Source organism: Parafilimonas terrae (genome assembly GCF_900115755.1).
GTDB lineage: Bacteria > Bacteroidota > Bacteroidia > Chitinophagales > Chitinophagaceae > Parafilimonas > Parafilimonas terrae.
The window spans coordinates 714,201-727,764 of record NZ_FOXQ01000001.1 but is presented as its reverse complement, the minus strand read 5'-3'; the positions used below and the strand labels follow the sequence as shown (position 1 = coordinate 727,764).

The 13,564-nt window shown below is 39.3% G+C and carries 12 protein-coding genes; 4 read left to right on the top strand and 8 right to left on the bottom strand.

Features of this window, described 5'->3' with window-relative positions; genetic code table 11:
* Positions 1–19: 19 nt before the first annotated feature.
* Complete coding sequence (locus BM015_RS03160) at positions 20–835, bottom strand: glutaminyl-peptide cyclotransferase (protein WP_090654385.1); 816 nt, start codon at positions 833–835, stop codon at positions 20–22.
* Between the two features lie 117 nt (positions 836–952).
* On the opposite strand from BM015_RS03160, the gene BM015_RS03155 reads away from it, so the two are divergent.
* A complete protein-coding gene (locus BM015_RS03155; protein WP_090654383.1) occupies positions 953–1,672 on the top strand; it encodes a DUF4197 domain-containing protein in 720 nt (239 codons plus the stop codon).
* A 4-nt stretch (positions 1,673–1,676) separates the two neighbouring features.
* Here BM015_RS03155 and BM015_RS03150 read toward each other — a convergent pair whose 3' ends face one another.
* The 3 genes from BM015_RS03150 to uvrB form a co-directional block, all read right to left on the bottom strand.
* Positions 1,677–2,024 (bottom strand): MmcQ/YjbR family DNA-binding protein, encoded by a 348-nt coding sequence (locus tag BM015_RS03150; protein WP_090654381.1) that lies wholly within the window; start codon positions 2,022–2,024, stop codon positions 1,677–1,679.
* A 147-nt stretch (positions 2,025–2,171) separates the two neighbouring features.
* Positions 2,172–3,875 carry an N-acyl-D-amino-acid deacylase family protein gene (locus BM015_RS03145; protein ID WP_090654380.1) on the bottom strand — a complete coding sequence of 568 codons (1,704 nt, stop codon included), beginning with the start codon at positions 3,873–3,875 and terminating at the stop codon, positions 2,172–2,174.
* Between the two features lie 44 nt (positions 3,876–3,919).
* Positions 3,920–5,959 (bottom strand): excinuclease ABC subunit UvrB, encoded by a 2,040-nt coding sequence (gene uvrB, locus BM015_RS03140; protein ID WP_090654378.1) that lies wholly within the window; start codon positions 5,957–5,959, stop codon positions 3,920–3,922.
* A gap of 247 nt (positions 5,960–6,206) precedes the next feature.
* On the opposite strand from uvrB, the gene BM015_RS21345 reads away from it, so the two are divergent.
* Genes BM015_RS21345 through BM015_RS21340 form a run of 3 tightly spaced genes read left to right on the top strand, consistent with a single transcriptional unit; the run spans position 6,207 to position 6,874 of the window.
* Positions 6,207–6,392 (top strand): hypothetical protein, encoded by a 186-nt coding sequence (locus tag BM015_RS21345; protein ID WP_143075735.1) that lies wholly within the window; start codon positions 6,207–6,209, stop codon positions 6,390–6,392.
* Positions 6,393–6,451: 59 nt separating this feature from the next.
* A complete protein-coding gene (locus BM015_RS03135; protein ID WP_090654376.1) occupies positions 6,452–6,634 on the top strand; it encodes a hypothetical protein in 183 nt (60 codons plus the stop codon).
* Positions 6,635–6,691: 57 nt separating this feature from the next.
* Positions 6,692–6,874, top strand: a complete 183-nt coding sequence (locus BM015_RS21340; protein WP_143075734.1) for a hypothetical protein — start codon at positions 6,692–6,694, stop codon at positions 6,872–6,874.
* Positions 6,875–7,114: 240 nt separating this feature from the next.
* On the opposite strand, the gene BM015_RS03125 is transcribed toward BM015_RS21340, so the two are convergent.
* From BM015_RS03125 to BM015_RS03110, 4 genes are all read right to left on the bottom strand, one after another.
* Positions 7,115–9,538, bottom strand: coding sequence for an ABC transporter permease (locus tag BM015_RS03125; protein ID WP_090655212.1), 2,424 nt, complete (start codon positions 9,536–9,538; stop codon positions 7,115–7,117).
* A gap of 189 nt (positions 9,539–9,727) precedes the next feature.
* A complete protein-coding gene (locus BM015_RS03120) occupies positions 9,728–10,672 on the bottom strand; it encodes an energy transducer TonB (RefSeq protein ID WP_090654372.1) in 945 nt (314 codons plus the stop codon).
* A gap of 95 nt (positions 10,673–10,767) precedes the next feature.
* A complete protein-coding gene (gene hemE / locus BM015_RS03115) occupies positions 10,768–11,796 on the bottom strand; it encodes a uroporphyrinogen decarboxylase (protein WP_090654370.1) in 1,029 nt (342 codons plus the stop codon).
* A 186-nt stretch (positions 11,797–11,982) separates the two neighbouring features.
* Positions 11,983–13,437, bottom strand: coding sequence for an NADP-dependent isocitrate dehydrogenase (locus BM015_RS03110; RefSeq protein ID WP_090654368.1), 1,455 nt, complete (start codon positions 13,435–13,437; stop codon positions 11,983–11,985).
* Positions 13,438–13,564: the final 127 nt, after the last annotated feature.

The following is a 13,564-nucleotide window of genomic DNA, read 5'->3' as shown; positions in this document are numbered from 1 at the left end:
GTACAAAAACGATTCCAGATCAGTTATTCAGTTTTATTTCAAAAAGGGCCGGCCACATTTTGCCGGTAACAAAAAAACTGTTTTTAACAGAGTCGTAGGCAATGCCGTTTAAAACATATCCTGTTGCAGCTGTATAATTTTGAATATTTACCGGCATGCCGCTTTTAGCTAAAATACCACTCATATCCAGCTTGCCAAGCACGCTTCCCGTTTCCGGATCAATCTTTACAATATAATCTGTTTGATAAATATTAGCATATATAACGTTGTTTACATATTCCAGCTCATTCAAATTACTAACCGGGCCATAATTATCCGTAACGCTAAACTGGTTGAGAATTTTAAAGTTTTCCGGGTCCACAAAATAAAGCACGCTGCTGCCGGTGCTTATAATTAAATCTTTACCATTATTCGTCATGCCCCAGCCTTCATAAGGCCATTCCATCTCCTTTATTTTTTTGAATGTAGCCGCATCGTAAACAAATACCTTATGTTCCTGGTAAGTGAGCTGGTAAATTTTATTGTTCAGTATAGTAATGCCTTCGCCAAAAAATTCCTTTGGTAATGGTATGGATTGCAGGGTTTTGCCTTCCAGTGTTGCCTGATAAAGTTTGCTGGTTCCATAGCTGCCGCCGCTTTCATACAAACTGTTATTTCTCCATTCCAGGCCTTCGGTATAGGAAGATGTATCGTGCGGATAAACTTTTACGATTGAATAGTTTATCATTGGAGGGGCAGGATTGTCATTATTATTGACTGTTATTTTATCCGGCTGATTATTATTATTGCAGGCTAAAAAAAATACAATGCAGGGAAGGATGCGTGATAATTTCATGAAAAGCTATGTTGTTAATTGCAGCAAAAATATATTCGCAAATATTAATAATTTGTAATAAAGCGGGGATTCGCTTAAACTGGCATTATTTTAAGCTTTTTCAAACTAAACAGTAAAATGAAAAAAATAGCGTTTCTTTTTTTTACAGCCATTTTCCTTTGCTCCTGTACCGAACTGCAGCAGGTAGCCGGTTCATTGCCTTCGTCTGGCAATAATAATTTGTCCCAGTCACAAATCGTTGCCGGTTTAAAACAGGCGCTTACCATTGGCACGCAAAACAGTGCAAACCAGTTAAGTGCTGTGGATGGATTTTTTGCAGATGCAGCCATAAAAATTTTAATGCCGCCCGAAGCGCAGAATGTTGAAAAAACATTACGACAGTTTGGATTGGGAAGCCTCGTTGATAAAGCGGTTCTTTCTTTAAACCGTGCTGCTGAAGATGCCGCCAAATCGGCAACGCCCATTTTCACTAATGCTATAAAACAGATGACGATTACAGATGCATTGGGCATTTTGCGAGGTGGTGATTTTGCCGCTACCAATTATTTTAAAGGCAAGACTACTGCACAACTTACGGCCGCTTTCAGCCCGGTTATTGAAAAATCTTTGAATAAAGTGGATGCCACCAAATACTGGAGCGATGTATTTACAGCCTATAATAAATTCGCCGCCAAAAAGGTTCCAACGGATATCTCAGCTTATGTAACACAAAAGGCCATTGATGGTATTTTTTATGAAGTGGGCCTGGAAGAGCAAAAGATCAGGAAGGACCCGGCTGCCCGTGTTACGGAATTATTGAAAACAGTGTTTGGCAGTAAGCAGGCAACAACAAAATAGGATATTAAAGATCATCCCTTACTTTCTTAGGCAATGATTGAACAATGAGGTTATAAGAATCATCAATCATTTCTTTTATAAGTTTTGATGGAATGCTGCCATCAATTATAATAGTATTCCAATGTTTCTTATTCATGTGATAGCCTGGTCTAACAGCATCATATTCTTCCCGTAATTCAACTGCTTTCTCAGGATCACATTTGGCATTGAATTGCAAAGGATCGGCATCTAATGCAACCAGTAAAAATATTTTTTCCTTTACCCTGAATACAAGCGTTGTTTCGCCAAAAGGAAAACCTTCTGTTACGGCTTTCTTTGAAAGGCAATATTCACGGAGCGTTTCAATATGCATACAATTTTATTATTGTTACGTGTTGTGCTATTAAAGTATATAGAAGGAGATTGAACCGTCATTTCGACGACAGGAGAAATCTCTCAACATGACGAGCTAAGAACGTTATATAACAGGTGCTCCCTAAAATTTTAATAGCACAACACGTTATTGTTTATAACCTGGCCCTTTGATAAACCTGCCCGGTGTTGCGCCTGTGTGTTCGTTGTCTTTTAAAACCTGTACGCCATTCACCCAAACATCTGTTACACCCGTCGCGTACTGGTGCGGTTTTTCATACGTGGCATGATCAGTAACAGTTGCCGGGTCAAATACAACCACATCTGCATAATTGCCCACTTTTAATTCTCCGCGTTTTTTCAATTTTAAATTGGTGGCAGGCAATTTTGCAAGCTGGTAAACTGCCTGCTGCAGGCTTAACACTTTTTCATCTCTTGCATATTTACCCAATACTCTTACAAAATTTCCATACGCCCTTGGATGCGCATTTGATTCAAGAAAAACGCCTTCGTTTGTATAAGAACCTTCATCACTTCCAAAACTTACCCATGGCAAAGTCATTTGTTTTTTTACATTATCTTCACTCATTAAAAAATACGCAACGCCAATTCTTGTACTGTCTTCAACTATTAAATCCATGGCCGTTTCTTCCGGTGTTTTGCCTCGCAGCGCAGCCACTTCAGCTAAAGTTTTGCCGGTATATTTTTTAAGAGAATCCTGTTTAAAACCGAGCAGCAAAACATTATCGGCACTACCGGCGCCATAATATAAATTTTCCCAGTCTTTTGCATCCGTATTCATGGCTTTTGCCATTTGTTTTCTTATGGCAGGATCGTGCAGGCGTTGCCATAATTTTCCAAAACCGCCATCCTGCAAGGAAGGCGGAAATGCCGCCGTCATCCCGGTTGCACCGGCGAGATAAGTGTACATATCTGCTGTTATTTTTAACCCCGAAGCGCGGGCTGCTTCAACTTGTTTTATTACACTATCCATTTTAGGCCAGTTATTTTTACCGGCAGCTTTAAGATGATATATTTCAGCAGGAATATTTGCTTCCCTTGCAATCGTTATTAATTCATTTACTGCTTCATTTAACTTATTGCCTTCACTGCGCATGTGCGAAATATACATGCCGCCATACTTGGATGCTTCCTTACATAAAGCGATCAATTCATCAGTGCTTGCAAAAAAATCAGGCGGATAAATTAAGGAAGAACCAACGCCCATTGCGCCTTCCTGCATGGCATGGTCAACCAGCATACGCATGCTGTCTAATTCTACCGGCGTTGCAGCGCGGTTATCTTCACCAACAATATAGGTGCGCACTGTTCCGGCGCCGATAAATGAAGCCACATTGCAACTGATACCTTTCTTTTCAAGGTAATTCAAATATTCGCCCAGTGTATTCCATTCAACTTTATATTTTATATCACTTTGGCCTTCCTGCATTTGTTTTTTCATGGTTGCATTTAATGGGCCCATGCTGCTGCCTTCGCCCATCACTTCAAGGGTTACGCCTTGCCGTATATCACTTTGCGAACGTCCGTCTTGTATTAAAGATTCTGTTGCCCAGCTAAGCATATTAATAAAACCAGGAGCAATGGCTTTGCCATTTGCATCGATCTCATTTTTTGCTGAAGCGTTTTTTAAATCACCAATGAAAGCAATGGTATCAGCATACAAAGCAATATCTGCTTTGTATGGTTCGCCTCCATTACCATCATATACAATACCGTTGCGAATGATAGTTTCGTAAGATGTTTTGTTATTGCATGCTGCTAATGCCAGGCATAAAAAGAATGCAATGCATGTTTGTTGTATTAGTTCCGGAACTTTAATAATCTTATTCATTGCGGTCTAAAATAAGCTTATTAAATGAATGTTTATGTATGGGATTACTTCATTGCTTCAAGCTCTTTTTGCATACGGAACATTTCATCACGCAGCTTTGCGGCTTCTATAAAGTCGAGATCGCGTGCAGCTTTCTCCATCTCTTTTTTAATTTTATTAATAGCTTTCTCCATCTGCGGAATGGTTTTATAAATCACCTGTTCTTCGGCGGCAGATGTTGTAACTATATCTTCGTCGCCTTGTATGGCATAAGGATTTTTTGCATCGAAACCTTTTATATCAAGCACAGAAGTTTGCGCAAATACATTCTCTTTTGTTTTTGTAATTGTTCGCGGCGTAATGTTATGTTCTACATTAAAGGCAACCTGTTTTTCTCTTCTCCTGTTGGTTTCATCAATCGTTTTTTGCATGCTTTCCGTCATCTTATCTGCATAAAAAATTACAAGGCCATCCACATTGCGGGCAGCACGTCCGGCCGTTTGGGTGAGCGACCTTTCATTACGCAAAAAGCCTTCTTTGTCTGCATCAAGAATGGCCACCAAAGAAACTTCCGGAAGGTCGAGGCCTTCACGCAAAAGGTTTACGCCAACCAGCACGTCAATCTCACCTAAACGTAATTGCCTTAAAATTTCAACGCGTTCAAGTGTGTCAACATCGCTGTGTATATATTTTGATTTGATATTGATGCGTTGCAGGTATTTATCCATTTCTTCCGCCATACGTTTGGTTAAAGTGGTTACCAATACGCGGTCGCCTTTTTTAACACGCTTATCAATTTCATCTAATAAATCATCTATCTGATTTACCGATGGGCGAATCTCAATCGGCGGTTCTAATAAACCTGTTGGCCTTACCACCTGTTCAACAACAACACCGCCGCATTTCTCTAATTCATATTCGCCCGGCGTGGCGCTTACATAAACAGTCTGGCCTGTTAAGTTTTCAAATTCGTGAAAATTCAAAGGCCTGTTGTCTAAAGCTGATGGCAGGCGGAAACCATATTCAACCAATATCAATTTGCGGCTTCTGTCGCCACCATACATGCCGGCAATCTGCGGTACGGTTTGATGGCTTTCATCAATAATGGTAAGAAAGTCTTTTGGAAAATAATCCAGCAAACAGAAAGGCCTTGTACCGGGCTGCCTCCTGTCAAAAAACCTCGAATAATTTTCAATGCCATTACAAAAACCAAGCTCACGTATCATTTCAAGGTCATATTCAACACGCTCTTTTAAACGTTGCGCTTCTATTAATTTACCAATGCTTTTAAAGTACTCGGTTTGCAAACGCATCTCATCCTGTATCTCGTATAAAATGGTTTGCATCATGTCTTTCGGAGCAAGGTATAAGTTGGCAGGAAAGATGGCTGCATTCTCCACCTTCATCATTCTTTTGTTGGTGTTTACATCAATGGTTTCTATTTCTTCAATCTCATCACCAAAAAATGTTATGCGATAGCCGTAATCAACATAAGGTAAGTTAATATCGATTGTATCGCCTTTAACGCGAAAGGTGCCACGCTTAAATTCAAGTTGCGTCCTGTTATATAAACTGTTTACAAGCGAATGCAAAAAACCTTGCCTTGAAATGGTTTGCCCTTTTGCTATGCGAACGATGCCGTTTTCAAAATCGGTGGGATTGCCGATACCATAAATGCAGCTCACGCTGGCTACAACAATTATATCCCTGCGGCCTGTGAGCAGCTCGCTTGTTGCCTGCAAACGAAGCTTGTCCAGCTCTTCGTTAATGCTTAAATCTTTTTCAATATATACATCGCTAACGGGCATGTAGGCTTCGGGCTGATAATAATCATAATAGCTTACAAAATAGCCAACCGCATTATCAGGAAAGAATTGTTTAAACTCACCATACAACTGTGCTACCAATGTTTTGTTATGCGTTAATACCAATGTTGGCCGCTGTACATTTTGGATAACATTGGCCATGGTAAAAGTTTTGCCACTGCCCGTTACACCCAATAATGTTTGATACTGTTCGTTATTATTGATTCCTTCTGTTAACTGACGGATGGCTTCAGGCTGATCACCGCCAGGTGCATAAGGTGCTGCTAATTTAAAAGGCATAACCGCTAAGTTATAAAACGTAAAATGAATTTTTATTTCATATTATTTTAATTATATCATGACAAAATGAATCATGTATTACCTGCCATATTTCAATCACTTATATATTCATATTAGTGAAAACAATTTAGTATGGTTTTAACCGGCTTATTTTAATACTGCTAAAAAAATACGTTCATGTAAAACTGGCAAAGTACTTGTATTCACATGCCCGCTAAACTTTTAATAACTAAAAAACATTTTTACTATGAAGAAGTTCCTTTTTTCAGCAGCGATCGTAATGAGCGCAATGGGAATAGCAGTGGCAAGTTCAAATCATAATGCTACGCGCCCAATTGATAACAAAGTGTATATCTTAAATGATACTACGCCAAGCGACACTACACCGAGTGATACAACACAACCTGTGGACTCCAGCTTTTTATTGAAATAAAGCAGGCTAATTACAGGGTTTCGGTTATTAATTAATCATTTAAATTTTAATGTTAAACTATGAAAAAATTCCTTTTTTCAGCAGCAGTGGTTATGAGTGCAATGGGAATAGCTGTAGCAAGTTCAAACCATGCTACACTTCCTGTTGACAACAAGGTGTATATCGTAAACGATACAACGCCTACTGATACAGTTCCGAGTGACACAACACAGCCTACAGATTCCAGTTTCTTATTGAAATAGAACGATGGCTTGATTACGTAATTCAATTCTATTTAATTAATCTAAAAACAGTTTAATATGAAAAAATTTCTTTTTTCAGCAGCAGTAGTTATGAGCGCAATGGGAATAGCAGTAGCAAGTTCAAACCATGCTACACTTCCTGTTGATAACAAGGTATATGTAGCAAACGATACAACGCCGAGTGATACAGCTCCAAGCGATACTACACAGCCTACAGATTCCAGTTTCTTATTGAAATAATACAGAAATTTTATCTGTGAATAAGGATTAAATTTTTGGTTTAATCGTGCACGCAAAGCTTTTATAATTTTATTATAAGGGCTTTGCTCTTTTATATACGTGAATGATTGTTTAAGTAAGACGCGTTGTCCTTGGATTAAGAATTTAATCTTTAAATATTATACAATGTTCTAAAATCAATAATCATTTGCCAATGTTTATAATTGAATGTTGAGTTTTAATTAAAGATTGGATAACTGTTTACTCCGATCTTAATGATTGTACAGGGTTTGCCATAGCTGCTTTTATAGCCTGGAAGCCCACCGTGATTAATGCAATAAATGCAGCTACAATTGCGGCAATAATAAATACCCACCATTGAATATTTATTCGGTAAGCAAAATCCTGCAGCCAGCTATGCATGGCATACCATGCAACGGGGAAAGCAATAACAGCGGCAATAAGCACCAGTTTTAAGAACTCTTTTGAAACCAGCGTAACGATGGACCCGGTGTTTGCACCCAATACCTTCCGTACACCAATTTCTTTTACCCTTTGCGAAATTGTAAATGCAGACAAGCCAAACAATCCAAGGCATGCAATAAAAATGGCAATGCATGCAAACGTTGTGAAAATGGTTTCCTGCTTTTGTTCTGAAGCATATAACTTCTCAAAATTCTCATCAAGAAAAGTAGATTGATAAGGAAGATCAGGAAGGTATTTTTTCCAGGTGTTTTGTATGGTTGCCAATGAGGAAGCAATATTGCTTCCTGCAATTTTTATTGAAATGTTATTATAGGAATTTTGCCCCGGCGGCATAACGAAAATGACAGGCGCAATGGTTTGATGCAATGATTCAAAATGAAAATCTTTCATTACGCCGATGATGCGCCCGCTATTGCCTCCATAAATAAAACTTTTTCCAACGGCATCCTGTGCTGTCTTCCATCCAACGGCTTTTGCAGCCGCTTCATTAATAATAAAGCCGGAAGTATCTGTTCCATAACTACGTGAGAAATTCCTTCCTGCGGCCATCTGTATGCCATAAGTTGGTATAAAATCATAATCCGTTGCCACATACCGTATGTCAGCCTTTACCGGAACCATAGAATCGTTGCCGGGCGCCTGCGCTCCCTGGCCATCCAACAATCTGCCGGTTGGAATTCTTGAAGAACGGCCTGCTTCCTTAATATTTGGATTCTGCAATAATGTATTTCTGAACGATTCATACTGATCGTTCAATTGCCCGTAATAAGGCATAGTAACTAAATGCTCTTTATCATAACCCAGCGAAGCATTTTGCATATAGCGCAGTTGCTGAAACACAACAATGGTTGTTATAATTAATACAATGGAAATGGCAAACTGCATTACAACAAGCACTTTGCGAAAACTGATATTGCCGCCGCCCGCTTTGAATAAACCCTTTAATGTTTTTACCGGCTGGAAAGACGACATAAATAATGCAGGGTATATGCCTGAAATAATGCCTATGATAAAAGGTGACAAAAACAATGGAACAAGCACCTGCCACCGCATTAAAATATTTATAGAAAGGCTTTGCCCGGAAACTTTATTCAGCCAGGGTAATGTAATGTTTAATAAAATAAAGGCTATGATAATGGCTGTCCATGTAAGCAATATTGATTCACTCAAAAACTGCGATACAAGTTCTCTTTTTCTGGCGCCCACTACTTTTCTTATGCCTATTTCTTTTGCCCGCAGCGCAGAGCGGGCTGTGGAAAGGTTCATGTAATTAATGCAGGCTATGAGTAAAACAAAGAATGCAATAATGGAAAAAATATAAACGCGTTTAATATCGCCGTTAGGTTCAGCTTCATAATCTGTGTGGGAATACAAATGAATATCCGTAAGCTTCTGCAGGTCAAGCGTTGTAAATTTGGAAGGTTTATTCGGGCCATACTCGTTGGTCATGCGCTTATCCAAAAAGGCAGGAAACCTGGCCTTCATATTTTCTATATTGTAATTTTTTGGAAGCATGATGTAAGTGAAGAAAGAATTGTTGCCCCAGTTGGTACGCAGGTTTTCTTCGCCATATACAGCAGAATCTCTAAGTGTATTAAACGATACAAGTATATGCGGATGCAGGTGCGCATTGGCCGGAAAATCTTTGTATATGCCGGTAACTTTTACATCAAACTGGTTATTGGCCCGCAATACTTTATTGATGGGGTCTTCATTACCAAAATATTTCCTGGCTGTTTCTTCGGTAAGCATTACAGAAAAAGGGTTGCTCAGTGCGGTTTTAGGATTGCCTTTTATAACATCAACCGTAAATACGTCAAATAAGTTTTCATCTGCAAAAAATACATTCGGTTCATTTATTAGTTTGTCTTTATAGCGAAGCGGGGTATTGCCATTGTTTAACAGCCGCGTCATCTTTTGTATTTCAGGAAAATCCGTAGGAAAATAATATCCGAATGGCGGTGACACGGTGCTTAACTTAAGCGTGGCTTCTCCATTGCCGTTATAAAAAGTTCTTGTAACACGGTAAATATTATCAGCGTTTTTATTGTATTTATCATAGCTTAATTCATTCAGTATATAAGTAAGAATAAGCAGGCAACAGGTTAAGCCGATAGTGAGGCCAAAGAGATTGATGAAAGAAATAAATTTATACTTCATCAAGTTGCGCCAGGCCGTTTTAAAATGATTACGGAACATATAAGGTGTTTTACGTATGTTGTTTTCATTCAACACTTATGCCGGCATATAAACTGTTTGATTACAACAATTTAGAAATCAACTGATCGTAAAAACTGTTCGGAAACGAACAATGTTGTGCGGGTGCGTGCAATTAATGAATTTTGTAACCGGATGTTGTTCATTTATTTGCCTGGCCTTAACAGCAGGTTACTCCTGCGAAAAATATACTGCCTGCTGAAAAGAATATTTCACATGCCTGTTATGCTGTGTGGCCGGAATCCATTTGGGTGATTTTTTTACGGCGTCAACCGCTATTTTATCAAATGCCGGGTATAAAGGCGTATTCACTTCAACCGCTGTCATATTCCCTTCTTCATCAATAGTGCCTTCAATTACAACTACTGCTTTATCAGCATTTTCAAACTTGTATTGCGATGGGAAATAAACATTCTTAAGCAAAAACTTTTGCCAGGCCTTTTTTCCACCGGAAAATTCAGCAGGCTTATCCATGTTAGTTGTATCAAGCACGGGATTGCCATCTTCATCAAAATATTTTTTATCAACAAGCGTGCCTTTGTCATACAATTCTATTGCGCTTAATTTCCCATTCTTATGAAAATATTGCCATTTCCCGTTTTGTTTATAGCCGGCACTATAGCGGCCTGCCGCAGATGGATTGCCATTGTCGAACCAGGATATTTCAACGCCGCTGCCATCTGTATTAAAAGCAGATGAATCCATTAAATAACCATTGGAATGCCATGACATATTTATGCCTATGGCGCTTCCATCCAGATAGGTATTGGAATCTTTCATCATTTGGTTAGGATAATAGGTTAACCAAACGCTATCTTTCTTTCCGTTTTTGTAAACGCCAATAGACTCTAAACTTTTGTTTGGATAATAATATTCAAAATGCCCCACAGGTATTTTGCAGGATGTATCTGTATAACTGCCTATCATTTGAAGGCTTCGTTCATGAATGAAATAATCTTTTCTTTCCCATAAATCATCTTTCTTGTTCAGTTCTGAATAAAACCTGGCTTCTGCCGGCAAGCAGGGGTTCCACCTGAAATCATAGTATCGTTCATAATGCTGGGCGCAAATAAGTAAAGGAATGAAGAAATAGAAAAGCAATAAAAAGGATCTCATATTAAGGGTATATATTTTCCAAAAAATTTATAGTGGAAAATTAAGGCAAAAAATAGTATGGCCTTATTTCTGTTTAAAATTTTTAAAGCAGAATATTAGGCATATTCCTTCACCGCTTCCACAAATGCTTTAGCATGATCAACCGGAACGTTTGGTGTAATACCGTGTCCGAGGTTAGCAATGTATTTTTGCGCGCCAAAGTCATCTATCATTTCTTTCACCCATTGTTTTATCTGCGGAATAGGCGCCAGCAGTTTTGCCGGATCAAAATTGCCTTGTAAAGTGATATTGTTATTTGTAAAAGCCCTTGCCTGTTTGGGTGAGACCGTCCAGTCTAAACCAATAGCTGACGCAGATGATTTACTTAAATCTTCCAATGCATACCAGGTACCTTTTGGAAAAAGAATAACAGGCGCATCATCTTTTACGGCATCTGCAATTTGTGTGAGATAAGGCTGTGCGAATGTTTTAAAATCTTCCGGCGATAAGCTGCCGGCCCAGCTATCAAATACCTGCACACAATCAGCGCCGGCTTTTGTTTGCGCTTTTAAATAATCAATTGTGATAGCCGTAATTTTTTGCAGCAACTGATGCGCCAATCCCGGTTCAGTGTAAGCAAACTGTTTGGCTTTATCCCAGGTTTTGCTGCCCTTGCCTTCAATCATATAACAGAATATCGTCCAGGGTGCACCGGCAAAACAAATTAACGGAACCAAACCATTCAATTCTTTTTTGGTAAGCGTTAAAGCATCCAATACATATTTCAAATGTTCTGCTGCGTTTTCAGTATTGAGCGCATCAATATCTTTTTTTGTTTTGATAGTTTTTGGCAATGATGGCCCTTTGCCTTCTTCCATTAATACTTCAACGCCCATTGCCTGCGGAATAACAAGAATATCCGAGAAAATAATGGCAGCATCAACGCCCACCTGGTTCACCGGCTGCAACGTTATTTCCGTTGCCAGTTCAGGCGTTTGCACACGGGTAAAAAAATCGTATTTATCACGGAGTTTTATATAGTCGGGAAGATAACGGCCTGCCTGCCGCATCATCCATACGGGCGGGCGGGAAACGGGTTCTTTTTTTAATGCTTTTAATAATAAATCGTTTTTTAAACCACTCATAATATTTGAATAAATCTATCCTGCTAAATCTTTTATTTAATATTTCTGCTTTGTTCCCCAAACGTTGCATCATATTGTTGCCATGAAATACTATCGCTGGTTACATAAATAAAAAGTCAAATTATAAACATTCTTACGAAAAAATTATACACGGCTGTTGACGGTGGACTGCTAACGGTTAGCCGCTTACTGTCCCTGCGCCAAACTATATGCACGTTTATCACCGAGCATTAATAATAATTCTGATGAACATATTTTAAAATCGCCGCTGAGGCTCACATACAATCCTAATATATCCTGCTGTTTAAGCGGCATATCATCAATACTTTCAAAACGCACGTTATATTGGTTTACAAGATTAGTGTAAACCGAACCTGTTGGCCAAACCTGTGTGCCGCGGTTGCTGATATTAATCAGCTTGAATTTTACACCGCCATGGCGCAGGCATTTATTCGCAATAAAAACAGGTTGCTCATCACTCTCAATGAAAAAGTCAACGCCAATAATATTTTCTGCAGGTGCATTTGCAGATTCGAGCATTACATTTTCATTCAGCTTAAACATGGTTTCTGTAACCGGAGCATCTTTTAAATGCGGCTTGGCGCCTTGCCCGGGCTGTTTGCCAAAATTGCTTGTTATGGCTTCCGCAAACTGTGTTGTATTTACTGCAGAAATTGATTTGTTGCCAAAATCACCGGTATGAACACCTTGCTCGAGGGTATAGAGCAAAGCATTTTCAATCATGGTAGCGCTTTCCATTAAACCAAGATGACGCAGCATGCCGATACCGCTTAACAGCAATGCTGTAGGGTTTGCAATATTTTTTCCGGCAATATCCGGCGCCGTGCCATGCACCGCTTCAAATATGCAGATATGGTCGCCAATATTGGCCGATGGCGCAAAACCTAAACCGCCAATTAACCCGGCGCAGAGGTCGCTTACTATATCGCCCTGTAAATTGGTAAGCACAATAACGTCAAACGTATCAGGTTTTGTAACCAGTTTCATGCAGAGGTCATCCACAATTACATCATCAGCTTTAAGGTCAGGATAATCTTTGGCTACTTCCTGGAAAACTTCAAGAAATAAACCATCGGTTATCTTCATGATATTGGCCTTATGTGCACAGGTTATGCGGCGTGCTTTTTTCTTGCGCGCCATTTCAAAAGCATATTTAATAACCTGCATGCTGCCCGGGCGCGTAATGATTCTGCGGCTGATGGCTACATCGTTGGTGATCATGTGTTCAATACCGCCATACGTATCTTCAATATTTTCCCGCACAACGGTTATATCAATCGGAATGCCGGCTTTACTGAAAACCGTATCAACGCCGTGCAGGGTTTGAAAAGTTCTTGTATTGGCATACGTGTTCCAGGTTTTACGCGCTGTAACGTTGATGCTTTTTACGCCCTTTCCTTTCGGCGTTTCCATCGGGCCTTTGAATAAAATGCCAAGCGTTTCTATGGTTTGTCTGGCTTCGGGCGTCATGCCTGTATTAAAACCTTTATCAAATACCCATTTGCCTATATCAACGGTTACATATTCCAGCGGCACTTTTGCTTCGTAAAATATTTTTAATACGGCATCCATTATTTCCGGGCCAATGCCATCGCCTTTTGCAACTGCTATTCTTCGCATGAGGCAAAAGTAATGTGCTGATGTGATAATCTGCTGATATGCTGATAGCCAAATGCGGGATTATGATTTTATTTGGAAGATAAAAGAAGCAGCTAAAACTATTTTTGCCTGCTTATATTTTCAGATA